The following is a 24,285-nucleotide window of genomic DNA, read 5'->3' as shown; positions in this document are numbered from 1 at the left end:
ACACAGAGAGCCATGCACAGTGGCATGAAATCCGCACTGCACTGTACAGGCCGCCAATGCAATACACCCGCGACACCCTGCAGGCGCTTGGCGTTACGCACACCTGAAGGCACCCGAATGCTCGAACTACATCCAGACTCCCCTACCCCGCTGGTCAACCAGATCATCGACGGGCTGCGCGAGCTGATCGACAACCAGACCCTCAAGCCCGGCGCCAAGGTCCCCTCGATCCGCGCCTTCGCCGCGACGTACTCGGTGAGCACCTTCACCGTGGTCGAGGCCTACGACCGCCTGGTGGCCCAGGGGCTGCTGGTCAGCCGGGGCAATGCGGGGTTCTTCGTCAATCGCGCGGTGGGCGAGCTGCTGGACAACCACAACCAGGACGCCGACACCACCCGGCCAACGTTCAACGCCGAGTGGTACCTGCAGCAGATCTTCGAGATCCGCCAGTTACCGTTCAAACCTGGCTGTGGCTGGCTGCCCAACGACTGGATGTACGAGGACGGCCTGCGCCGTGGCCTGCGCCAGGTGGCTGGCAGCCCGCTGGAACTCTCCGGCTACGGCGACCCCATGGGCCTGCCGGAGCTGCGCGCGCTGACCGCGCAGAACCTGCAGCAGGAACTGTCGATCGTCGCCAACCCGGCGCAACTGATGCTCACCCACGGTGCCAGCCAGGCGCTGGACCTGGCCGTGCGCACCCTGGTGCGCCCCGGCGATGTGGTGCTGGTGGACGACCCTGGCTACCCCAACCTGATGAGCATCCTGCGCACCCAGGGCGCCACCCTGGTCGGCGTGCCACGCACCCCGGCCGGCTACGACCTGGATCACCTGGAGCGCCTGCTGGCCCACCAGCGTCCGACAGCCTTCTTCACCCAACCGCACCTGCACAGCCCGACCTGCTCGCGCACACCGCTGGCGCAGCTGCACCGCCTGCTGCAACTGGCCTCCCGGCATGGCTTTCGTCTGGTGGAGAACAACCTGTACGCCGACATGGTGGCCGAGCCCCAGCCATGCCTGGCCAGCCTCGACCACCTGCAGCAGGTGGTGTACGTGGGCAGCTACTCCAAGAGCATCTCGCCCAACGTGCGGGTCGGCTACCTGGTGGCCAACTCCGAGCTGATGCAGCAGTTACTGCACCTGAAGATGCGCTCGGGCCTGACCACCTCGCAGGTGATGGAGCGGGTGGTGTACGCGGCGATCATCGATGGCCGCTGGCGCAAGCACCTCAAGCGCCTGCGCCAGCGCCTGGCCGAGGCGCACCAGGAGGTGGGCCGGCACCTGCATCGGCTGGGCTTCGAGTTGTTCACCGAGTCGGACGAAGGGATGTACATCTGGACCCGGCACCCCGCGATCCCCGACAGCGCCGCGCTGCTCGACGATGCACTGGAGCAAGGGATCATGCTCGGGCCCGGGCAGTTGTTCATGGTCGATGCCCAGGCGACTGGGTGGATGCGCTTCAATGTGGCGTTCAGTACCGATCCGGCGATGTGGGAGTTGCTCGAGAAGGTGCTGGTCAAGCATGTACGTAGGGGTGGCCTGTAGGGGTAGTGCTACAGGGGCTTGCGGAAGATAGCGTTTTGTCATTTGGGGGGCGCTTGCCCGACCGGTCCGGCGCCCCGCCAAGGCCTCCCACAAGGCCCTGCAAACCACATCATTCGTGACCGACTCGACACCCTGTGGGAGCGGGCTTGCCCGCGAAAAGGCCAGCAGCGACAACGCAACTGCCGGCCCTTGCCCGCTTAACGCCAATCCCCCTTGTCCGCAAAGAACGCCTGCGCATTCGCCTCCAGGCTCTCCAGGTGATACCCCCCTTCCTGCACGATCAGACACGGCAAACGCAACGCCCGAATCTGCTCACCCAACGCCGCAAACCCTTCGGTCGTCACCGCCACCTTGCTCTGTGGGTCCAGCTCGTAGATATCGAAGCCCAGCGACAGCACCAGCACCTCGGCACCGAAGTCCTTCACCGCATCCAGCGCGATCTCCAGTTGCCCCATGAAGTCGGCTTCACTGGCCCCGTGCGCCATCGGCAGGTTGAGGTTGTACCCCTCCCCCGCACCACTGCCACGCTCATCCTCGAACCCAGCGACACCCGGGTAGAAGTTGGTCGGGTCGCCATGGGTCGACACATACAGCACGTCATTGCGCTCGTAGAAAATCTCCTGGATACCCTGGCCGTGGTGCATGTCGGTATCGAGGATCGCCACGCGGCCGTAGCGGCTGCGCAGGGCCTGGGCGGCGACGGCGGCGTTGTTGATGTAGCAGAAGCCACCGGCGGCATCGAAACGCGCATGGTGCCCTGGCGGGCGGCATAGGGCATAGGCCGCGGGCTCGCCATCGAGGATGGCTTTGGCGCCCGCCACCGCGCTCTGCGCCGACCAGTACGCCGAACGCCAGGTCTGCTCGCCCACCGGGCAACTGCCGTCGGCCAGGTAGCGCCCGGCCTGGGCGAGGATGCCGCGCAGAGCGTTGGGCTCGCGCACGAAGATGTTCGACATGACCTCGTCGCCCCAGTCCTCGGGCACCTCCTTCCAGCGTGCATGGGCCTCTTCGAGGAAGGCCAGGTAGGCCTCGCCATGCACTGCCTTGAGCGGGCCGAGGCCGGCATCGTCGGGCTGGCGGATGTCGAAGCCCAGGTCCTTGGCCGCCTGCAGCAGGCGCAGGGCGCGCTCGGGGACTTCCTGGGGCGTGCGCATGGCGCCTCGGGAGTAGTAGCTGCGTGGATAGTGCAACAGCTGTTCGGGGTGGAAGTAGCAACGCATCAGGCGTCTCCTTGTTCTACACGACCGGCACGGGCCAGCACGGCGTTGAGCAGTACATCCGCGCCCTGGCGGGCGTCTTCGGGCAGCACGTCCTCAGCTTCGTTGTGGCTCAGGCCACCGACGCAGGGGATGAACACCATCGCCGTCGGGCAGTAGCGCGCCAGCAGGATGGCATCGTGGCCGGCGCCGCTGACGATCGGCTGCTGCGCATAGCCCAGGCCATCCACCGCTTGTTGCACCGCCGCCACGCATGCAGGATCGAACGGCGTGGCCGGGCTGACCCAGTGGCGCTCGATACGCACCTGCAAGCCGCGTGTCTCGGCGATGGCCTGCAGGTGCCGGCCCAGGTCGCGCTCCATGGCCTCGATGGCCTCGTCACGGTGATGGCGCAGGTCGACGGTGAAGCGCACCACCCCCGGGATGGTGTTGCGCGAGGACTTGGCGATGGACAGCTCGCCCACGGTGGTCAGGCCCTCGGGGGCGAAGTCGGCGGCCAACTGCTCCACCGTCTGGATCATCCGCGCGGCGCCGTAGAGGGCGTCCTTGCGCAGCTTCATCGGCGTGGTGCCGGCGTGGGCCGCCATGCCCTCGACGGTCACGTCCAGCCAGCGGATCGCCTGGCCGCCGCTGACCACGCCGATGCTCTTGGCGTTGTCCTCGAGGATCGGGCCCTGCTCGATGTGCGCCTCGAAGTAGGCATCGACCTTGCCGCCCAATGGGCGCGAACCCGCGTAGCCGGTGCGCTGCAACGCCTCGGCCACGCTGACGCCCTCGGCATCGCGAATGGCCAGGGCCTCGTCCAGCGCCAGGGTGCCGGTGAACACCGCCGAGCCGAACATCGCCGGGGTGAAGCGGGCGCCCTCCTCGTTGGTCCACACGGCAATCTCCAGGGGCTTGCGGGTCTGGATGCCGAGGTCGTTGAGACGACGCACCACCTCCAGGCCCGCCAGCACCCCGTAGACGCCATCGAAACGGCCGCCTTCAGGCTGGGTGTCCAGGTGGCTGCCCATCATCACCGGCGCGGCATCCGGGTCGCTGCCTGGGCGGCGGGCGAACAGGTTGCCGATGGCATCCACCGACAGGCTCAACCCGGCCTCCCGGCACCAGGCCGCGAACAGCTCGCGGCCGGCCTTGTCTTCATCGCTGAGCGCCAGACGGCAGCTGCCACCACGTGCGGTGGCGCCGACCTCGGCCATGGCCATCAGGCTCGCCCACAGGCGCTCGCCATTGCTTTTCAACATGTACGGGTACTCCAATCGAATCGGTGTGGATCAGGCCAGCTCGAGGTGCTGGCTGCGGGCGTACTGGCGCGCCAGGGCCAGGACGCAGATCAGGGAAATCGTGGCGATCAGGCTGTAGAACAGCGCCATCGGCCACCACTGCCCGGTGAAGGTATGGGCCAGCCAGGTGCCGATCAGCGGGGTCAGGCCGCCGGCGATGGCGCCGCAGACCTGGTAGGCCATGGAGATCGCGGTATAGCGCACGCGGGTTTCGAACATGCCGCTGACGTAGCCGGCGATCACCGCGTAGAACGAGGCCATGCACGCCGCCGCCAGGGCGATGCCGAGCACGATCAGCGGCCCCTGGCCGGAGCTCACCAGCACGAACATCGGGTACGGCGAGGCCATGGCCAGCAACGACACCAGGCACAGGAAGCGGGTGGCGCCCACTTTCTCGGACACCCAGGCGGCCAGCGGCTGCACGCAGAACTGGATGACCGCCACGAAGAACAGGCACTCGAGGATCAGCGCACGCTCCAGGTGCAGTTGCTGGGTGGTGTAGCTGATCATGAAGGTGTTGGTGAAGTAGACCCCGGCGATGCCCAGGGTGTTGGCACCGATGCACAGCAGCAATGGCCGCCAGGCCGTGCGCAGCACCTCCAGCACTGGCGCCTGTTCCTTGCGCCGGGTCTTTTCGGCCTGCTCGCGGCTGGCGATGAACTCCGGCGACTCATTGACCCCCAGGCGAATCGCCAGGCCCACCAGCAGCAACAGCGCACTGGCCAGGAACGGCACACGCCAGCCCCAGCTCATCAGTTCTTCCTCGGGCAGGCGGGTCACCGCGCCGAAGGCCAGCAGCGAGAGAATCAGGCCGGCCGGGCTGCCGAGCTGGGCGAACGAGGCGAAGAAGTTGCGCCGGCCCTTGGGCGCATGCTCGCCGGCCATCAGCACCGCCCCACCCCACTCACCGCCCACGGCGATGCCCTGGACGATGCGCAGCAGGACCAGCAGCACCGGCGCGGTGGCGCCGATCTGCGCATAGGTCGGCAGCAGGCCGATGCCCACGGTGACCACGCCCATCATCAGCAAGGTGATGACCAGGGACTTCTTGCGCCCGATGCGGTCACCGACATGGCCGAAAACCAGGCCTCCCAGGGGGCGGGCGAAGAAACCCACGGCGAAGGTGCCGAAGGCGGCCATGGTGCTGAACAGGCTGTTGTCGGAGGGGAAGAACAAGGCGCCGAACACCAGGGCGGCGGCGGTGGCGTAGATATAGAAGTCGTACCACTCGATCATGGTGCCGATGAACGCGGCGGCGGCGGCACGGCGCGGCTGGGGCGAAGCGGAAGGCTTCATGGGTCTGGCTCCTTTGCTTTTGTTCTGGCAGGAGTGATTAGGGGCTCACGGCGGCGCTCTGTCGGCGCCTGGTCAAGCTGTTGGGTGGTGCTCGAATACTGTGCCGGTCAACCAGGCGGTGCTTACCGCCCTTCGCGGGCAAGCCCGCTCCCACAAGGCCCCTGCAAACCGCCCCTTTCGTGGTCGACTCGGCCCCTGTGGGAGCGGGCTTGCCCGCGAAGGGGCGCTTGCAAGGCTGGACTGACTGGCATCAGGGCAAACCTGCGACAGCCTTGCCCTGGCTACGATTTATCGGCTCAGGGCTATGATTAGTCAATTTTCTATTTATTATTCGAACTATTAGCCCTGATTATTATCGAGCCCGCCATGCCCGACCGCCTGCTCAACGACCGCCTCGACTGGAACCTGCTGCGCACCTTCCGGGTCATCGGCCAGGAACTCTCCATCAGCCGCGCCGCCGCCCGCCTGCACCTGACCCAGCCAGCGGTGAGCCAGGCACTCAAGCGCCTGGAGGAACAGCTCGGCCGCCAGCTCATCGCCCGCCGCGGGCCACGCTTCGTCCTCACCGAAGTGGGCGAACAGCTGTTCCTGCTCTCTGGCGAGGTGTACGGGCAAATGTCGCAGATCGGTGGCCTGCTGGAGCAACCTACCGACGAGCTGGTGGGCAAGGTGCGCCTGTTGATGATCAGCCGCATCTGCTCGACACGCTTCGACGACTTCCTCGCCGACTTCCACCGCCAGCACCCGCGCGTGGAGCTGGAGATCGATGTGATGCGCAGCTCCGACATCGTCGCGGCCCTGCAGGAAAAGACCGCCACCGCCGGCCTGAGCCTCAATCGCCGGCCCCAGCCGCGCCTGGAGCAACGCCTGTTCCTGCGCCAGCGCTATGCGTTCTTCTGCGGCAAGCACCACGCCCTGTTCGGCAAGCCCGAGGGCGACCTGCAACGGGAGAACTTCGTCAGCTTCACCAGCGACCAGATCGGCGGCATGCTCTCGCCGCTCACCATCTTCCGAGACCAGCAAGGGTTTTCCGGGCGCATCGTCGCGTCCTCGCCGAGCCTTGAGGAAGTGCGTCGCCTGGTGATCGCGGGGTTCGGCATCGGCTGCCTGCCCGAGCATGTGGTCGCCCCCGACGTGGACGCCGGGCTGCTGTGGCGGCTGCCGCCCCACGAAGGGATCGCCGACGTCGACATCCACCTGCTGTGGAACCGCGACCAGCGCATGAGCCGTGCCGAGCGTGAGTTCATCGAAGCCCTGCAGGCGAGCCTTGCCTGAGTGCCATTGGGGCTTGCCTCAGTACCCGGCCCTCTCCCTCCAGCCATACCGTTCGTCGAGTTTTCCTCAGTCTCTTCCAACCCCAAGGTCCCGCCCGTTTCTAATGAAGAACGCATCTGCTTGAGAAAAACTCAAGCCAGCCCATTCGTGGTCGGCTCGGCCCACGCGCTTTGTTATCCTCACCGCTCCCTGTCGACAAGCGCCCCCTCATGACCGACGGCCCAGCCACCCTCCCCCCACTCAACGGCCTGCGTGTGTTCGAGGTCGCCTCCCGACACCTGAACTTCCGCCTCGCGGCCGAGGAGCTGGGGGTTACCCAGGCTGCCGTGGCCCAGCAGGTCCGCGCCCTGGAAGCGAACCTGGGCATCAAGTTGTTCGAGCGTCTGCCGCGCGGGCTCAGGCTGACCGACGCGGGCCTGGGCTACAGCAGGACTCTGCGCAACGCCTTCGCCCTGATCAGCGAGGCAACCAGCGCCCTGCGCCCAGGCAACAGCCACCTGACGGTGAGCGTCACCCCTACCTTCGCCTCGAAATGGCTGATCCCGCGGCTGGCGTCCTTCACCAAGGCCCATGGCGAGATCGACCTGCGGGTCCTGGCCACCGACCGCCTGTCGCAGTTCCATGCCGATGGCGTGGACCTCGCCGTGCGCTACGGCCAGCCACCGTTCGGCCCTGGGCTCAACACCGAGCGGCTGCTGGAGCAGCGCGTGGTCGCGGTGGCCAGCCCAACGCTGCTGGCGCAGAGGGGCAGGCCGCAGAACCTCGAGCAGCTACAGCACTTCCTGCTGCTGCACGACGCCCACAATTTCTGGCCTGAATTCATCGCCGGGTTGTTCGGGCAACCGGCGCAGCCCATGCCGAAGAACGTGCGCTTCAACCAGACCTCACTGGCCATCGAGGCGGCCATCGCCGGCCAGGGGCTGGCGCTGTCGAGCCACTTCTTCGTGCAGAGCGACCTGGAGGCCGGGCGCCTGGCCCTGGTCTTCGACCATGCCCTGCACCTGGACAAGCATTTCTACCTGGTATGGCCGCGCAAGGGCGGCATGCCGGCGGCGCTGGAGACCGTACGCCAGTGGCTGCTACGCCAGGCGCGCTGACAACCCAGTAGTTTTTCTACTGTTACAACGAAGGTCACCTGCCTCCCGCCCACGTATTGGCCGGTGCTAGTCTGGTGGCCATTCACCGGACCACAGCCCCAAGGGAGGCCTTATGTCAGTAGAAAAAGTAGCGATCATCACCGCCGGCGGCAGCGGCATGGGCGCAGCGGCGGCCCGACGCCTGGCCGCGGAGGGGTTCAAGGTGGCGATCCTCTCGTCCTCGGGCAAAGGCGAAGCGCTGGCAAAGGAGCTGGGCGGCATCGGCGTGACCGGCAGCAACCAGTCCAACGACGACCTGCAGCGCCTGGTCGACGCCACCCTGCAGCAATGGCAGCGCATCGACGTGCTGGTCAACAGTGCCGGCCACGGCCCGCGTGCGCCGATCCTGGCGCTCAGCGACGACGACTGGCACGAGGGCATGGACACCTACCTGCTCAACGTGATCCGCCCTGCCCGCCTGGTCACGCCGGTCATGCAGCGCCAGCAAGGCGGCGTGATCATCAACATCTCCTCGGCCTGGGCCTTCGAGCCCAGCGAGCTGTTCCCCACCTCGGCCGTGTTCCGCGCAGGCCTGGCGGCGTTCAGCAAGCTCTTTGCCGATACCTACGCCAAGGACAACATCCGCATCAACAACGTGCTGCCGGGCTGGATCGACAGCCTGCCGGCCACCGAGCAACGCCGCGACAGCGTGCCGCTCAAGCGCTACGGCACGAGCGAGGAGATCGCCGCCACCATCGCCTTCCTGGCCAGCGAGGGCGCGGCCTACATCACCGGGCAGAACCTGCGCGTCGATGGCGGCCTGACCCGCAGCGTCTGACCGCCACCCCGCCCCCGCAGGGCCCGGTCACGAGGCGAGCCGGGCCCGCGCCGCGTGCAGTTTCTTGTAGCTGTCGATCAGCCGCAGGTGCCTGTCGAGCCCCTCCAGCTTTATGCTGGTGGGCGTCAGGCCGTAGAAGCGCACGCTGCCGTCCACCGAGCCGAGCACCGCGTCCATCCGCTCGTTGCCGAACATCCGGCGGAAGTTGACCTCGTAGTCCTCCAACGCCAGCTCGTCGTCCAGCACGACCTCCAGCACCACGTTCAGGGCCTGGTAGAACAGGCCGCGCTCGACGGTGTTGTCGTTGAACTGCAGGAAGGCCTCCACCAGTTCCTTGGCCTCTTCGAGCTGCTGCAGGGCGAGATGGATCAGCAGCTTGAGCTCCAGGATCGTCAGCTGGCCCCAGGCGGTGTTGTCGTCGAACTCGATGCCGATCAAGGTGGTGATGTCGGTGTAGTCATCCTGTTCGCTGTCTTCCAGGCGTTCGAGCAGCGCCTGCAAGGCGGCATCGTCCAGGCGGTGCAGGTTCAGGATATCGGCACGGAACAGCAGCGCCTTGTTGGTGTTGTCCCAGATCAGGTCGTCCACCGGGTAGATTTCCGAATAGCCCGGCACCAGGATGCGGCAGGCGGTTGCCCCCAGGTGCTCGTACACCGCCATGTAGACTTCCTTGCCCATGTCTTCGAGGATGCCGAACAAGGTCTCGGCTTCCTCGGCGTTGGAGTCGTCGCCCTGGCCGGAGAAGTCCCACTCGACGAACTCGAAGTCGGCCTTGGCGCTGAAGAAACGCCACGACACCACGCCGCTGGAGTCGATGAAGTGCTCGACGAAGTTGTTCGGCTCGGTCACCGCCTGGCTTTCGAAGGTGGGCTGCGGCAGGTCGTTCAGGCCCTCGAAGCTGCGGCCCTGCAGCAGCTCCGTGAGGCTGCGCTCCAGCGCCACCTCGAAGCTCGGGTGGGCGCCGAACGAGGCGAACACACCGCCGGTACGCGGGTTCATCAAGGTCACGCACATCACCGGGAACGCCCCGCCCAGCGACGCATCCTTCACCAGCACCGGGAAACCCTGCTCTTCCAGCCCCTGGATACCGGCCAGGATACCGGGGTACTTCGCCAGGACTTCGTGCGGCACATCGGGCAGGGCGATCTCGCCTTCGAGGATTTCGCGCTTCACCGCACGCTCGAAGATTTCCGACAAGCACTGCACCTGCGCTTCGGCCAGCGTATTGCCCGCACTCATGCCATTGCTCAGGAACAGGTTCTCGACCAGGTTGGACGGGAAATACACCACCTCACCGTCCGACTGGCGCACATACGGCAGCGAGCAGATGCCACGCTCGACGTTGCCGGAGTTGGTGTCGTACAGGTGCGAGCCACGCAGCTCGCCGTCGGGGTTGTAGATCGCCAGGCAATGGGCGTCGAGGATCTCGGCCGGCAGAGCGTCCTTGCGCCCGGGCTTGAACCAGCGCTCGTCCGGGTAGTGCACGAACGCCGCATTGGCGATGTCTTCGCCCCAGAACTGGTCGTTGTAGAAGAAGTTGCAGTTCAGCCGCTCGATGAACTCGCCCAGGGCCGAGGCCAGCGCGCTTTCCTTGGTGGCGCCCTTGCCATTGGTGAAGCACATCGGCGAGTGGGCATCGCGCAGGTGCAGCGACCAGACATTGGGCACGATGTTGCGCCACGAGGCGATCTCGACCTTCATGCCCAGGCCCGCCAGGATGCCCGACATGTTGGCGATGGTCTGCTCCAGCGGCAGGTCCTTGCCGACGATGTAGGTGCTGGCGTGCGCGTCTGCGTCTGGCATCAGCAGGGCCTGGGCATCGGCGTCGAGATTCTCCACTTCCTCGATCACGAACTCAGGGCCGGTCTGCACCACTTTCTTCACCGTGCAGCGGTCGATCGAACGCAGGATGCCCTGGCGGTCCTTCTCGGAAATGTCCGCGGGCAGCTCGACCTGGATCTTGAAGATCTGGTTGTAGCGGTTTTCCGGGTCGACGATGTTGTTCTGCGACAGGCGGATGTTGTCGGTGGGGATATTGCGCGTGTTGCAGTACAGCTTCACGAAGTAGGCGGCACACAACGCCGACGAGGCCAGGAAGTAATCGAACGGCCCTGGTGCCGAACCATCGCCCTTGTAGCGGATAGGTTGGTCGGCAACCACCGTGAAGTCGTCGAACTTGGCTTCGAGACGGAGGTTGTCGAGAAAATTGACCTTGATTTCCATGCGGGGGCACCAGAGAGAGCGAGCAGAACGAAATGGCCGCCATTATCCTGATGCTGTCCCGCTAAGCCAAGCGTGATGCCAATTGCGGCCGCTTCGCGCCCCAGAGGATTACCGGGCTCAACCGCAACTGGCCCGGTCTCGCACCGGACACTGCGCCCGGTGCAGGTTCAACGCGGTATTGATGATGCCGATGTGACTGAACGCCTGCGGGAAGTTGCCCAGCATGCGCTTGCCCAAGGGATCGTACTGCTCGGCCAGCAAGCCCACGTCATTGCACAACCCAGTCAGCCGCTCGTACAACGCCTGCGCCTGCGCATGCCGCCCGAGCAGCACGTAGACGTCCGCCAACCAGAACGAGCAGACCAGGAAAGTCCCCTCCCCAGGCGTCAGCCCGTCGCTGCAACGGTCGCTGTCGTAGCGCAGCAACAGGCCGTTGCGCAGCAGGCGTCGCTCGATCTGTTCGAGGGTCCGCAGGAAACGCGGGTCATCGGCCGGCAGGAAACCGGTCAGGGCGATCTGCAGGAGGCTGGCATCCACCTCGCTCGAGCCGTAGGCCTGGACGAAACACTGGCGGCTTGGGTCCAGCCCCTGCTGGCAGACGTCCCGGTGGATCTCGTTCGCCACCTGGCGATAGTGCCGTCCACGCTCGCGGTCTTCTTCGGTGGTGTCCGACAGGCTCGCCGCACGGTCGAACGCGACCCAGGCCATGACCTTGGAATGCACGAAGTGCTGGCGCCCGCCGCGCACCTCCCAGATGCCTTCGTCAGGCTCGCGCCAGATCTTCTCCAGGTACGGCAGGATCAGCCGGGCGATGGCGGAGCTGCGCGGGTGGCGTGGCAGGCCGCCACGGATAGCCTGGGTCATGGCGTCGGCCAGCTCGCCATAGATATCCAGCTGCAACTGCTGCGCGGCGGCATTGCCGACACGCACCGGCTGGGAGTGCTCGTAGCCGGCCAGCCAGGGCAAGGTGAACTCGTGCAGGTCCCGCTCGCCTGCCAAGCCATACATGATCTGCATCTGCTCGGGGTTGCCGGCCACCGAGCGCAGCAGCCATTCGCGCCAGGCCTGGGCCTCGTCGAAGTAGCCCAGGTTCATCAAGGCCAGCAAGGTCATGGTGGCGTCGCGCAGCCAGCAGTAGCGGTAGTCCCAGTTGCGCTCGCCGCCGACGCGCTCGGGCAGCGAAGTGGTGGCGGCGGCGACGATGCCACCGGTGGGGGCGTAGGTCAGGGCCTTGAGGGTCAACAGGGAGCGGCGCACCAGCGACGTCCAGGGGCCGACGTCCGGGCAGCGCGCGGCGAAGGCCTGCCATTGGCTGATGCTGCGCTCCAGGGCCTGGTCGATGTCGAAGTCAGGTTGCGGGGGCAGGTGCGAAGGCTGGTGGCGCAGGCTGAAGACCTGGCGCTCGCCGGCGCACACGCGAAAGCGGCTGACGCTGTGGTGATCGCGAGAGTGCACGGCCTCGGTGCTGCGCAGAATCAGGCGGTCGGGGCCGGCGACCGCGCTGAGGGTCAAGGGGTCGAGCTTTTCCACCCAGGGGACGCTACGGCCGTAGTCGAAGCGCAGCACCAGGTCCATCTCGAAGGCGGTTTCGCCGGCCAGGCCTTCGACGATGCGCACCACGGCGTTGTGCTCGCCCAGGGGCATGCAGTCGATGACCCGGGCGCGGCCGGTGGCGGTGATGTAGGTGGTTTCGAGCACCAGGGTGTCATCGAGGTAGCGACGCTGGGTGGCTTCCACAGGGTCGCTGGGGGCCAGGCGCCAGCGACCGTTTTCCTCGTTGCCGAGCAGGGCGGCGAACACGGCGGGGGCGTCGAAGCGTGGCAGGCAGAGCCAGTCGAGGGAGCCGTCGCGGCTGACCAGGGCGGCGCTGCGGCAATTGCCCAGCAGGGCGTAGTCTTCGATCGGGGCTGGCATGGCGCCTCCTCTGTTGCACTGCGGATGACAGGCCGCTCCCGGGCTCATCGGCGATCGACTCGGCCCCTGGGCGCGGGTTTGCCCGCGAATGGCCGGTGCCAGCACCGCGTCACCCCAAGGGATGCCACTCGCGCTTGTCGCGGGCCAGCAGCTCGTTGCCCGCCTCGGGGCCGTCCTGGCCTGCGGGGTATTCGTGGACCTCCCCGCCATGGGCCCAGGCGTCGAGGAACGGCTGCACGGCGCGCCAGCCGTTCTCGATGTTGTCGGCGCGCTGGAACAGGGTCTGGTCGCCGGTAAGGCAATCGTAGATCAGGGTCTCGTAGCCGGTCGCCGGGGTCATCTTGAAGAAGTCCTTGTAGGCGAACCCCAGCTCGACGTTCTCCATCACCAGTTCCGGGCCGGGCCGCTTGGCCTGCAGGTCGAACCACATGCCTTCGTTGGGCTGGATCTGGATCTTCAGGTAGTTGGGCTTGGGCCGCTCCAGCTCGGACTCGCGAAACTGCGCATAGGGCGCGGGCTTGAAGCAGATGGCGATCTCGGTATCGCGCACGCTCATGCGCTTGCCGGTGCGCAGGTAGAACGGCACGCCAGCCCAACGCCAGTTGTCGATCATCACCTTGAGGGCGACGTAGGTCTCGGTACGGCTCGCGGGGTCGACATTGGCCTCCTGGCGATAGCCGGGCAGGCGCTTGCGGCCCTGCTTGCCAGCCACGTACTGGCCGCGCACCGAGTGCTTGAGGGCCAGCTTCTGCGACCAGGGGCGGATGGCGCCGATCACCTTGGCCTTTTCGCTGCGCACGGCATCGGCGGCGAAGGCGGCCGGCGGCTCCATGGCGACCATGGCCAGCAGCTGGAACAGGTGGTTGGGCACCATGTCACGCAGGGCGCCGGTGTGGTCGTAGAAGGCGCCTCGGGTCTCGACGCCGACTGTCTCGGCGGCAGTGATCTGCACATGGTCGATGTAGTGGTTGTTCCAGAACGATTCGAACAGGCCGTTGGAGAAGCGGCTGACCAGGATGTTCTGCACCGTCTCCTTGCCCAGGTAGTGGTCGATCCGGTAGATCTGCCGCTCGCTCATCACCCCCAGCAGGCAGGCGTTGAGGGTCTCGGCGCTGGCCAGGTCGGTGCCGAAGGGCTTTTCCACCACCACCCGGCGAAAGCCGCCGTGGGACTCGTCGAGCAGGCCCGCGTCACCCAGGCGCTGGGCCACTTCAGGGAAGAAGCGTGGCGAGGTGGCCAGGTAGAAGATGGCATTGCCGTGGCTGGTCTTGGCGATGCGCCGGGCGATCGCGGCATAGGTGGCCGGGTCCAGGAAGTCGCCGGTCTGGTAGTCCAGGCGCTTGGCCAGGCGCGCCCAGACCTTCTCGTCCAGGCACTTGCCGACGCCCTCGCCACCCTTGTCGCGCTCGACCATGAAGGCATGCAGGCGCTCGGCGAATGTCTCGGCGGTCGCACTGTTGTGGTCGACGCCAACGATGCGCAGGTTGCGGTCCAGCAGGCCGTCGCGGCTCAGGTTGTACAGCGCCGGCATCAGCAGGCGCTTGACCAGGTCGCCGTTGGCACCGAACAGAAACAGCGTGCAAGGCGGCGCGGCGGAGCTGCCGTTGTGTGCGTTCATTCGCGCTTCTCGACGTGGCCGCCGAAGCCCAGGCGCATGGCCGAGAGGATCTTGTCGCCATAGGTGCCCTGCTGCTGGCGCGAACGGAAGCGGGCGAACAGCGCGCTGGACAGCACCGGTACCGGCACGGCCTGCTCGACGGCAGCGTCGATGGTCCAGCGCCCTTCGCCACTGTCGGACACCGAGCCGCTGAAACTGGCCAGTTGTGGGTCGGCCACCAAGGCGTCGGCGGTCAGGTCCAGCAGCCAGGAGGTGACCACGCTGCCACGGCGCCAGACTTCGGCGATCTCGGCCAGGTCCAGGTCGAAGCGCTGGTCCTCGGGTAGCTCGCTACCGCCCTTGCTGCGCAGCAGGTCGAAGCCTTCGGCGTAGGCTTGCATCAGGCCGTACTCGATGCCGTTGTGCACCATCTTCACGTAGTGCCCGGCCCCGGCGGGGCCGGCATGGATATAGCCGTGCTCGGCGCGCCCATGCTCGCCCTCGCGGCCCTGGGTGCGGGGGATGTCGCCAACGCCGGGGGCAAGGGCCTTGAACAGCGGCTCCAGGCGCTCGAACACGTCTTTCTCGCCACCGATCATCATGCAGTAGCCACGGTCCAGGCCCCAGACGCCACCGGAGGTGCCGACGTCCAGGTAGTGCAGGCCGCGCCCGGCCAGTTCGGCGGCGCGGCGCATGTCGTCCTTATAGAAGGTGTTGCCACCGTCGATGATCGCATCGCCCGGCTCCAGCAGTTCGGCCAGCTGGGCGATGGTCTGCTCGGTCGGTGCGCCGGCCGGCAGCATCACCCACACCGCCCGCGGTGCCTTGAGTTTCTGGACCAGGGCACCGAGGTCATGGGCCCCTTGGGCGCCCTCGCCTTCCAGTGCGCTCACCGCGTCACGGTTGCGGTCGTGGACCACGGTGCGATGCCCTGCGCGCATCAGCCGTCTTGCGATGTTGCCGCCCATGCGGCCCAGCCCGACGATTCCCAGTTGCATGTGCCGATGCTCCCCTTACGAAATAGATGACAAGGCGGTTCAGGTTTTCAGGTTAGTCCAGTGCGTCGTCCGAGGGTTCAGCGACGAACGGGCTGACAACGATAAACAAAAAAGTTCCCTTGCACGGCGAAAGAATTCAGAATGCGCGCCGCGAGCGACTACGCTTACCACTGTCACCAGCCCAAACTGCGAGGTGTGTTCATGGGGACCTTGATGCCTGCCACTCCAACCCAGACCCTCTATGTCACTGTGCGTCGTGACGAGCTGCGCCGCCTGAAGGACGAACGCGACCAGCTGCGCCAGCAGGTCGCGCAACTGAACCTGCTGCTGGAGCAGGCCCGCTCGGGCGACAAGCCCCTGAGCCACTGAGAAACCTGTGGGAGCGGGCTTGCCCGCGAACACGGGCGAAGCCCGTGCCATCCACCCCGGTGCCTTCTTCGCGGGCAAGCCCGCTCCCACAGCATCCCCGCAAGCTTGAATCAAGCTTTCACATCTTGTGACAACCCGCCAACGTTTGCGCGATCTGCGGCCCGAACAAAAGTGACCAGCGGGTCACATTTCCACCGCCAGCTCTCCTACACTCAGGATTCTGCCCGCCGAACCGCTCGGAAAACGCGACGGAAAAAAGTCGAAACTTTCCCGCACACCGGCAGGTCAGGAACTAAGTAGGCCAGTGCAACGGGACCTCCCAGCCTAGGCCCACCGACCCCAACCAGTCCATTCGCCTTCGGCCGGAATGCCGATCGCATGGTGCCTGCGCGCACGACCCAAGGGGCATGGACCGCACTACACGATACGAACGAGCCAGAGAGAACCAACACGACATAACGCAACGGGTGCAAGCACCCGACACAAGGGACGGAGAGAAGTATGATCAGTGCCGCTGTCGAACCTCACGTAGATGCATTCAACCCGGACAATCGCGAACCGCTCTCGCCGGACTTCGCCCCGACAGCCAAGGCACCCGGCGCCCAGCGCCGCCACAACCCGCACAAGCGCAAGATCCTGTTCGTCACCTCCGAGATCGCCGACCTGGTCAAGACCGGCGGCCTGGGTGACGTGTCCGCTGCCCTGCCACGGGCACTGGCCCACCTGCACGATGTGCGCCTGCTGATCCCCGGCTACCGCCAGGTGGTCGAGAGCGACAACCCCATCCATATCGTCGGCGAACTGGGTGGCCACGCGGCCCTGCCGCCTTGCCGGATCGGCCGCATGGACCTGGCCGACGGCCTGGTCATCTACGTGCTGATCTGCCCGCAGCTGTACCAGCGCGACGGCACCCCCTACGGCGCCGACAATGGCCGCGACTGGCCCGACAACCACATCCGCTTCGCCCGCCTGGGGCTCGCCGCCGCGGAGATCGCCGCCGGCGAAGGCATGGCCCACTGGCGCCCGGACCTGGTCCACGCCCATGACTGGCCGGCTGGCCTGGCCCCGGCCTACATGCACTGGCGCGGGCTGAACACCCCGACCCTGTTCACCATCCACAACCTGGCCTACCAGGGCGTGTTCAGCCGTGGCTGCTGCCCGGAACTGGCGATCCCCGACCACGCCCTGCAGCAGGAAGGCATGGAGTTCTACGGCAAGCTCTCGTTCCTCAAGGCAGGCCTTGCCTACTCCAGCCACATCACCACGGTGAGCGCCACCTACGCCCGGGAGATCACCACCCCGGAATTCGGCTGCGGCCTCGACGGCTTCCTTGCCAGCAAGGCCCAACAAGAGCTGCTCAGCGGTATCCCCAACGGCATCGATGAAAGCTGGGACTCGGCCACCGACAAGCACCTGCTCCACAACTTCAGCATCAATGACTGGGATGGCAAGGCGCGCAACGCCGACGAGGTGCGCGAGCTGTTCCAGCTCGACGCCTGCGACGGCCCGTTGTTCGCCGTGGTCTCGCGCCTGGTCTACCAGAAGGGCCTGGACCTGACCCTGGGCGTGGCCGACTACATCGTCAGCCAGGGCGGCCAGATCGCCATCATCGGCCGTGGCGAGCCGGAGGAAGAACAGGCTATGCGCGAGCTGGCCCTACGCTACCCGGGCCGCATCGGCGTGCGCATCGGTTTCAACGAGACCGACGCCCGGCGCATGTTCGCCGGCAGCGACTTCCTGCTCATGCCGTCGCGCTACGAGCCCTGCGGCCTGAGCCAGATGTACGCGCAGCGCTTCGGCTCGCTGCCGGTGGCGCGCAACACCGGCGGGCTGGCGGACACCATCGAGAATGGCGTCACCGGCTTTCTGTTCGACGAGTCGACCGTGGACAGCTACCGCGAGGCGCTAGGTCGTGCCTTCTATGTCTATGGCAAGAAGGACCTGCTCAACGCCATGCGCTGCCTGGCCATGACCCAGCCGTTCAACTGGTGCCAGGCGGTGGAACCCTACGCCCAGCTGTACGAGGAGCTGGTCTGCCAGGCGCACGTCAGCCACTACTGAGCAAGGGGGTCGAAGATGCACAGGCATGGCGCACACCTGCTGGACGCCACGTCGGCGCGCTTCGCCCTCTGGGCGCCGGATGCGCGCAGCGTGAGCTTGCAACTGGAACGACAACCACCGATCGAACTGTTGCCCGAGGGCGATGGCTGGTTCGCCGCCATCGCCCCGTGCCGGGCCGGCGACCGCTATCGCTATCGCATCGATGAACAACTGGAGGTGCCCGACCCGGCCTCGCGCCTGCAGCCCGAGGGCGTGCACGGGCCCAGCCAGGTGCTGGACCTGGGCAGCTACCCCTGGCGCCACCCTTGGCAAGGCCGGCCCTGGCCCGAGGCGGTGATTCAGGAGCTGCACGTCGGCCTGCTGGGCGGTTACGCCGGGGTCGCCCGGCAGCTGCCGCGCCTGGCCGAACTCGGCATCACGGCCATCGAGCTGATGCCCGTGGGGCAGTTCCCCGGCGAGCGCAACTGGGGCTACGACAGCGTACTGCCGTTCGCCCCGCAACACAGCTACGGCAGCCCCGAAGCGCTCTGCCAACTGATCGACGAGGCCCACGGCCATGGCCTGATGGTGATGCTCGACGTGGTCTACAACCACTTCGGCCCCGACGGCAATTACCTGCACCAGTACGCCAGCCACTTCTTGCGCGAAGACCGGCAGACCCCCTGGGGCGCCGCCATCGATTTTCGCCGCGCCGAAGTGCGCGAGTTCTTCATCCAGAACGCCCTGATGTGGCTGTGCGACTACCGCTTCGACGGCCTGCGCCTGGACGCGGTACATGCCATCGACCAGCCCGACTTCCTCGTCGAGCTGGCCAGGCGGGTACGCGCCGCCGTGGCGCCTGGCCGCCAGGTCTGGCTGGTGCTGGAGAACGAGCACAACCAAGCCGCGTTGCTGGAACAGGGTTTCGATGCGCAGTGGAACGACGATGGCCACAACGCCCTGCACGTGCTGCTGACCGGCGAGACCGAAGGCTATTACCAGGACTACCAGGACCGCCCGATCGCCAAGCTGGCCCGTTGCCTGGCCGAGGGCTTCGCCTTCCAGGGCCAGGCCAACCGCCACGGCATCCCCCGGGGCGAACCCAGTGGGCACCTGGCGCCGAGCGCCTTCGTGCTGTTCCTGCAGAACCACGACCAGATCGGCAACCGCGCCCTGGGCGAGCGCCTGAGCCGCCTCTGCCCGCCCCCGGCCCTGCGCGCGGCCACCGGCCTGTTGCTGCTGGCGCCGATGATCCCGCTGCTGTTCATGGGCGACGAGGAAGGCAGCCGGCGGCCTTTTCTGTTCTTCACCGACCACCACGACGAGCTGGCCGACGCCGTGCGCGAAGGCCGCCGCAACGAATTCGCCCATTTCACCGCCTTCGCCGACCCGCAGCAGCGCGCGCGGATTCCCGACCCTAACGCCGCGGACACCTTCGAAGCCTCACGCCTCGACGCCCAGGACGTGCTGGCCGGCTGGCACGGCTTGTACCAGCGCCTGCTGGCACTGCGCCGTCGCCATGTCGTCCCGCACCTGCCCGGCAGCCGTGCCCTCGGTGCCGAGGTACTGGGCGAGCGGGCACTGACCGCGCGCTGGCGCCTGGGCGATGGCAGCGAACTGCGCATCGACCTGAACCTGGGCGCCGAAGCGCAACCTGTGGCACTGCCCGCGCTCGAACGCTGCCTGTTCGACAGCAGCGACACCGCGCACCTCGCCACCACCCTGCCCGCGTACAGCTGCGTGGTCAGCCTGCTGCCCCCTGGCCAGGAGACGCCATGAGCGAACTGCCCTTGCACCGTCTGGCCGCCCGGGTGGGGCTGGCCCGCGACTGGATCGACGCCAACGCCCGCCCGCAGCAGGTCAGTGACGAAGTCCTGCGCCGGGTGCTGGCAGGCCTGGGCCACCCCGCCGACGACGATGCCGCCATCCAGGCCAGCCTGCAGGCCCTGGACCAGGCCGAAGACGCCGACCACCTGCCACCACTGTTGACAGCCGACCAGGGCCAGCCCCTGGCGCTGGAGCGCTACTTCGCCGCTGGCAGCCCGGTTCACTGCACCCTGGAGGACGGCAGCCAAGGGTCGCTGGCCCTCGATGGGCTGGCCCGCCTGCCCGGCGAGCTGCCCATCGGCTACCACCGGCTGGACATCGACGGGCGTCGCTTCACCGTCGCCGTGGCGCCCCCGCGCTGCCATGCGCTGCACGATGCCGTCGAACAACCGCCACCACGCTGTTGGGGCCTCGCGGTGCAGCTTTACAGCCTGCGCCGGCCGGGCGATGGCGGCTACGGCGACTGCCAGGCCCTGGAACAACTGGCACGCAGCGCCGCCGAGCGCGGCGCCGATGCCCTGGCGATCAGCCCGATCCACGCGCTGTCCGCTGCCGACCAGTTGCACTACAGCCCCTACTCGCCCTCCAGCCGGCTGCTGCTCAATACGTTGTATGCCAGCCCCGCGGTGGTGCTCGGCGAGCGGGCGGTGCGCATGGCCATCGAGGCCTGCGACCTGCAAGCGACCCTCGACGAACTGGAACACCAGCACCTGGTCGACTGGCCCCGTGCCGCCGATGCCCGGCACCGGCTGCTGCAGGCCCTGTACCACGATTTCAGCCAGGGCGAGCACCCACTGCGCGAGGACTTCGACAGTTTCCGCGAGGCCTGCGGCCAGGCCCTGGAGCACCATTGCCGCTTCCAGGTACTGCAGGCCGAGGCCATGGCCCGTGGCCTGGGCGCCGACTGGCGCACCTGGCCGCCCGCCTGGCACGACCCCTACCACCCGGAGGTGGAGGCCTTCGCCAGCACCCACCCGGCCCAGGTGGAGTTCCATGCCTTCTGCCAATGGCTCACCGAGCGCGGTCTGCAACGGGTCCAGGACGCGGCGCGCGGCAATGGCATGGCGGTGGGCCTGATCGCCGACCTGGCGGTGGGCGCCGACGGTGCCGGCAGCCAGGCCTGGAGCCGCCAGGACGAGCTGCTGGCCGAACTCACGGTCGGCGCGCCCCCCGACATCCTCAACCGCTCCGGGCAAGACTGGGGGATCTGCGCCTTCTCCCCGGAGGGCCTGCGGCGCAACGGCTACCGCGCCTTCATCGAGATGCTGCGGGCCAACCTGGCGCATGCCGGCGGCCTGCGCATCGACCATGTGATGGGCCTGCGCCGGCTGTGGCTGATCCCGCGCGGAGCCAGGCCCAGCGAAGGCGCCTACCTGCACTACCCGCTGGAAGACCTGCTGCGCCTGCTGGCCCTGGAGTCGGTACGCCACCAGGCGCTGATCCTCGGCGAAGACCTGGGCACCGTGCCCGAGGGCCTGCGCGAGCGCCTGGCGGACAGGGCCGTGCTGGGCATGCGCGTGCTGCCCTTCGAACAAGACCCGCCCGGGCATTTCAAGCCGATCCTCGACTGGCCGGACGACGCCCTGGCCACCACCGGCACCCATGACCTGGCGCCCCTGGCCGGCTGGCTGCAGGCCCGTGACATCGACTGGAGCCACCGCCTGAAGCTGATCGACGCGGCCGCCGAGCTGCACTGGCGGCACACCCGCCAGCGGGAGCGCGAAGGCCTGCGCCGCACCCTGGAACACAACTACGGCCCGCTGCACGACGACAACGCCCTGATCGATGCAGCGATCCGCTACGTCGGCCACACCCGCTCGCCGCTGGTGCTGATCCCCCTGGAAGACTTGCTCGGCTGCGACGAACAGCCCAACCTGCCTGGCACCACCGATGGCCACCCCAACTGGCGTCGGCGCTTCGCCCGGCCGGTGCGCGAACTGCTCGACGACGACGATGCCGCACGGCGCCTGGAACTGCTGGCCCAGGCCCGCGAACAAGCCTGGGAGCGTGATCGATGAAGCCCTTGACCGCCACCGTGCGCCTGCAATTGCACAGTGACTTCACCCTCGACGACGCGGTGCCGCTGGTGCCCTACTTCGCCCGCCTGGGGGTGAGCCACCTGTACGCCTCGCCGATTCTCAAGGCCCGCGCAGGGTCGCGGCATGGCTACGATGTGGTCGACCCTTCCTGCGTCAACCCGGAACTGGGCGGCGAGGCGGCGCTGGAGCGCCTGGTGGCTGCCCTGCGCCAGCATGGCATGGGGCTGATCCTCGACACCGTGTCCAACCACATGGCCGTGGGCGGCGCCGACAACCCCTGGTGGCAGAGCCTGCTGGCCTGGGGGCGGCGCAGCCCCTATGCCGAGTTCTTCGATATCCAGTGGCATTCCAGCGACCCGCTGCTGGCCGGCCAGTTGCTGCTGCCGTTCCTGGCCAACGACTATGGCGTGGCGCTGCGCAACGGCGAGATCCCGCTGACCTTCGATGCAGGCCAAGGCCTGCTGCAGATCGCCCACTACGAACACCGTTTCCCGATCTGCCCGCTGGACTATGGGCGCATCCTTGGCCAGAGCGAAGACCCGGCGCTGCGCGCCCTGGCCCAGCACTTCAGCGCCCTGCACGAGTCTGCCGAGCCGCTGGCCGATGCCCTGCCCCTGCACGCGGAACTGGCACGCCTGGCCCGGGGCGGTGCCCGCCTGGACGAGGCCCTGGCCGCCTTCGACAGCCGCACAGAGGCCGGTTTCAAGCGCCTGCACCTGCTGCTGGAGCGCCAGACCTACCGCCTGGCCAGCTGGCGCACCGCGGCGGACGACATCAATTGGCGGCGCTTCTTCGACATCAACGAACTCGGTGGCTTGCGGGTCGAGCGCGCGGTGGTGTTCGAGGCCACCCACGCCAAACTGTTCGAGCTGATCGAGCGCGGCCTGGTCGATGGCCTGCGCATCGACCATATCGACGGCCTGGCCGACCCACGCCGCTACTGCCGCAAGCTGCGCAGGCGGGTCGATGGCCTGCTGGCGAAGCGGCCGCTGCAGGCTGGCATCGAGCATTTCCCGATCTACGTGGAGAAGATCCTCGGTGCCGGCGAGCAACTGCACCGCGACTGGCTCACCGACGGCACCACCGGCTACGAGTTCATGAACCAGGTCTCGCTGCTGCAGCACGACCCTGCCGGCGAGGCGCCGTTGACCGAACTGTGGAGTAGCCTCAGCGAACGCCCGCCTTTCCCCGAGGAGGTGTGCCAGGCCCGTCACCTGGTGCTCAACGCCAGCCTGGCCGGCGACTGCGAGTCGGTGGCCCAGGCGCTGCTGCAGGTGGCGCGCGACGACCTGATGACCCGCGACCTGACCCTCGGTGCGATCCGCCGTGCGTTGCAGGCGCTGGTCGAGCACTACCCGGTGTACCGCACCTACATCAATGCCTGCGGCCGCCCGGTCGAAGACGAAGGGTTCTTCCAGCAGGCCCTGGCCGGTGCACGGCAGCGCCTGGGCGAAGCCGACTGGCCACTGCTCGATCACCTGCAGCGCTGGCTCGGTGGCCAGCCCTGGCGTCAGCTGCCGCCGGGGCGACCGCGCAAGCACCTGCGCCACGCCTGCGTGCGCTTCCAGCAACTGACCGCGCCGAGTGCGGCCAAGGCCGTCGAGGACACGGCCTTCTACCGCTCGGCACGGCTGCTGTCGCGCAACGACGTAGGCTTCGACGCCGAGCGTTTCAGCGCCCCGCCCGAGCACTTCCACAACGAGGCCCAGCGCCGCCTGCGGGACTTCCCCGACAACCTGCTGGCCACCGCCACCCACGACCACAAGCGTGGCGAGGACTGCCGCGCGCGCCTGGCGGTGCTCAGCGAGCGCGGCCCCTGGCTGGCCAGCCGGGTCGAACACTGGCGCGAACTGGCCGCACCGCTGCGCCAGCCACTGGACGATGGCCTGGCGCCTGGCCCCGGCGACGAACTGCTGCTGTACCAGACCCTGCTCGGCAGCTGGCCCCTGGACCTCGACCCGGACGACGAAACGGCCCTGCGCCACTACGCCGGGCGCATCCGCCAATGGCAGTGCAAGGCCCTGCGCGAGGCCAAGCTGCGCAGTACCTGGAGCGCGCCCAACGAGGCGTTCGAGGCGGCCTGCGCGGCCTACGTGGACGGCCTGCTGCTGGCCCGCGAGCACCAGCAACTGCGCCACTCCCTGCACGCCGCCGCGCAACGGATCGCCTGCCCCGGCGCGCTCAATGGCCTGGTCCAGTGCCTGCTGCGCATGACCACGCCCGGCGTGCCAGACCTGTACCAGGGCAACGAATACTGGGACCTGAGCCTGGTCGACCCAGACAACCGCCGCCCGGTGGACTACGCTGTGAGGCGGGCCAGCCTGGACGACAACGCACCGCTGGCCGAGCTGCTGGAGCACTGGCGCGATGGCCGCGTCAAGCAGGCGCTGATCGCCCGCATGCTGGACTGCCGCCAGGCCCACCCGGAGCTGTTCGGCCGCGGCGCCTACCTGCCGCTGACCGTGCTGGGGCGCCATGCCGACAAGGTGCTGGCCTTCGCCCGCCTCGGCGACCAGGCGCGCGCCATCGTCGTGGTGCCGCGCCTGGCCAGTGAATTGCTCGGCACCGCCCCCCTACCCCTGATCCCGGCGCAGAACTGGGACGATACCCGGCTGATCCTGCCGTTTGCCTTGTCGTCTGCCACGTGCTCGGGACTTTTCGCCGGCGGTGCTGTCAGCCCTTCAAGGGAGCTGATGTTGAGCACCGTGCTGGCGCAATTTCCGGTCAACGTGTTGATACAACAATCTTGAG

The 24,285-nt window shown here is 67.5% G+C and carries 16 protein-coding genes; 9 read left to right on the top strand and 7 right to left on the bottom strand.

Translation table 11 applies throughout. The annotated features are described in order from the left end of the window. Nucleotides 1–117 precede the first annotated feature (117 nt). The gene (locus NJF35_RS11110; RefSeq protein ID WP_253081739.1) at nucleotides 118–1,542 is read left to right on the top strand and encodes a PLP-dependent aminotransferase family protein; all 1,425 of its coding nucleotides are present in this window, start codon (nucleotides 118–120) and stop codon (nucleotides 1,540–1,542) included. Between the two features lie 197 nt (nucleotides 1,543–1,739). On the opposite strand, the gene NJF35_RS11105 is transcribed toward NJF35_RS11110, so the two are convergent. Genes NJF35_RS11105 through NJF35_RS11095 form a run of 3 tightly spaced genes read right to left on the bottom strand, consistent with a single transcriptional unit; the run spans nucleotide 1,740 to nucleotide 5,338 of the window. Further along, a complete protein-coding gene (locus tag NJF35_RS11105; RefSeq protein WP_253091038.1) occupies nucleotides 1,740–2,762 on the bottom strand; it encodes a histone deacetylase family protein in 1,023 nt (340 codons plus the stop codon). Continuing rightward, entirely contained in the window at nucleotides 2,762–4,003 is a 1,242-nt protein-coding gene (locus tag NJF35_RS11100; RefSeq protein ID WP_253091037.1) for a Zn-dependent hydrolase, read from the bottom strand. Before NJF35_RS11100 ends, NJF35_RS11105 begins: the two co-directional genes overlap by 1 nt. A gap of 30 nt (nucleotides 4,004–4,033) precedes the next feature. Then, nucleotides 4,034–5,338 carry an MFS transporter gene (locus NJF35_RS11095; protein WP_225789145.1) on the bottom strand — a complete coding sequence of 435 codons (1,305 nt, stop codon included), beginning with the start codon at nucleotides 5,336–5,338 and terminating at the stop codon, nucleotides 4,034–4,036. A gap of 366 nt (nucleotides 5,339–5,704) precedes the next feature. Between NJF35_RS11095 and NJF35_RS11090 the strand changes: the two genes are divergently transcribed. From NJF35_RS11090 to NJF35_RS11080, 3 genes are all read left to right on the top strand, one after another. Then, nucleotides 5,705–6,613, top strand: coding sequence for a LysR family transcriptional regulator (locus tag NJF35_RS11090; RefSeq protein ID WP_225789144.1), 909 nt, complete (start codon nucleotides 5,705–5,707; stop codon nucleotides 6,611–6,613). 209 nt (nucleotides 6,614–6,822) lie between these two features. Next, a complete protein-coding gene (locus NJF35_RS11085) occupies nucleotides 6,823–7,710 on the top strand; it encodes a LysR substrate-binding domain-containing protein (RefSeq protein ID WP_225789143.1) in 888 nt (295 codons plus the stop codon). Nucleotides 7,711–7,822: 112 nt separating this feature from the next. After that, nucleotides 7,823–8,527 carry an SDR family oxidoreductase gene (locus NJF35_RS11080; RefSeq protein ID WP_253081446.1) on the top strand — a complete coding sequence of 235 codons (705 nt, stop codon included), beginning with the start codon at nucleotides 7,823–7,825 and terminating at the stop codon, nucleotides 8,525–8,527. A 27-nt stretch (nucleotides 8,528–8,554) separates the two neighbouring features. Here NJF35_RS11080 and NJF35_RS11075 read toward each other — a convergent pair whose 3' ends face one another. From NJF35_RS11075 to gnd, 4 genes are all read right to left on the bottom strand, one after another. Then, nucleotides 8,555–10,750, bottom strand: coding sequence for an OsmC domain/YcaO domain-containing protein (locus NJF35_RS11075; RefSeq protein ID WP_253091036.1), 2,196 nt, complete (start codon nucleotides 10,748–10,750; stop codon nucleotides 8,555–8,557). A 117-nt stretch (nucleotides 10,751–10,867) separates the two neighbouring features. Then, nucleotides 10,868–12,664: a glycoside hydrolase family 15 protein gene (locus NJF35_RS11070; protein ID WP_253091035.1), complete on the bottom strand. Its 1,797-nt coding sequence runs from the start codon at nucleotides 12,662–12,664 to the stop codon at nucleotides 10,868–10,870. Nucleotides 12,665–12,773: 109 nt separating this feature from the next. Next, nucleotides 12,774–14,282: a glucose-6-phosphate dehydrogenase gene (zwf, locus tag NJF35_RS11065; protein ID WP_225789139.1), complete on the bottom strand. Its 1,509-nt coding sequence runs from the start codon at nucleotides 14,280–14,282 to the stop codon at nucleotides 12,774–12,776. Beyond that, the gene (gene gnd, locus NJF35_RS11060; protein ID WP_225789138.1) at nucleotides 14,279–15,259 is read right to left on the bottom strand and encodes a phosphogluconate dehydrogenase (NAD(+)-dependent, decarboxylating); all 981 of its coding nucleotides are present in this window, start codon (nucleotides 15,257–15,259) and stop codon (nucleotides 14,279–14,281) included. Before gnd ends, zwf begins: the two co-directional genes overlap by 4 nt. Nucleotides 15,260–15,460: 201 nt before the next feature. Here gnd and NJF35_RS11055 point away from each other — a divergent pair, with 201 nt between their 5' ends. From NJF35_RS11055 to NJF35_RS11035, 5 genes are all read left to right on the top strand, one after another. Beyond that, complete coding sequence (locus tag NJF35_RS11055) at nucleotides 15,461–15,628, top strand: DUF6026 family protein (protein WP_225789242.1); 168 nt, start codon at nucleotides 15,461–15,463, stop codon at nucleotides 15,626–15,628. Nucleotides 15,629–16,129: 501 nt separating this feature from the next. After that, on the top strand, nucleotides 16,130–17,689 hold the full coding sequence (glgA, locus tag NJF35_RS11050) for a glycogen synthase GlgA (protein ID WP_253091034.1): 1,560 nt from the start codon (nucleotides 16,130–16,132) through the stop codon (nucleotides 17,687–17,689). A 15-nt stretch (nucleotides 17,690–17,704) separates the two neighbouring features. Further along, on the top strand, nucleotides 17,705–19,447 hold the full coding sequence (gene treZ, locus NJF35_RS11045; protein ID WP_225789136.1) for a malto-oligosyltrehalose trehalohydrolase: 1,743 nt from the start codon (nucleotides 17,705–17,707) through the stop codon (nucleotides 19,445–19,447). Next, entirely contained in the window at nucleotides 19,444–21,513 is a 2,070-nt protein-coding gene (gene malQ / locus NJF35_RS11040) for a 4-alpha-glucanotransferase (protein ID WP_253091033.1), read from the top strand. Before treZ ends, malQ begins: the two co-directional genes overlap by 4 nt. Continuing rightward, complete coding sequence (locus NJF35_RS11035; protein ID WP_253091032.1) at nucleotides 21,510–24,284, top strand: malto-oligosyltrehalose synthase; 2,775 nt, start codon at nucleotides 21,510–21,512, stop codon at nucleotides 24,282–24,284. The genes malQ and NJF35_RS11035 overlap by 4 nt, the downstream gene beginning before the upstream one ends. The last annotated feature ends 1 nt before the right edge of the window (nucleotide 24,285 follow it).

The sequence above is a fragment of the Pseudomonas guariconensis genome, from assembly GCF_024127895.1.
GTDB lineage: Bacteria > Pseudomonadota > Gammaproteobacteria > Pseudomonadales > Pseudomonadaceae > Aquipseudomonas > Aquipseudomonas guariconensis_B.
This window is presented reverse-complemented; position numbering and strand designations above follow the sequence as displayed.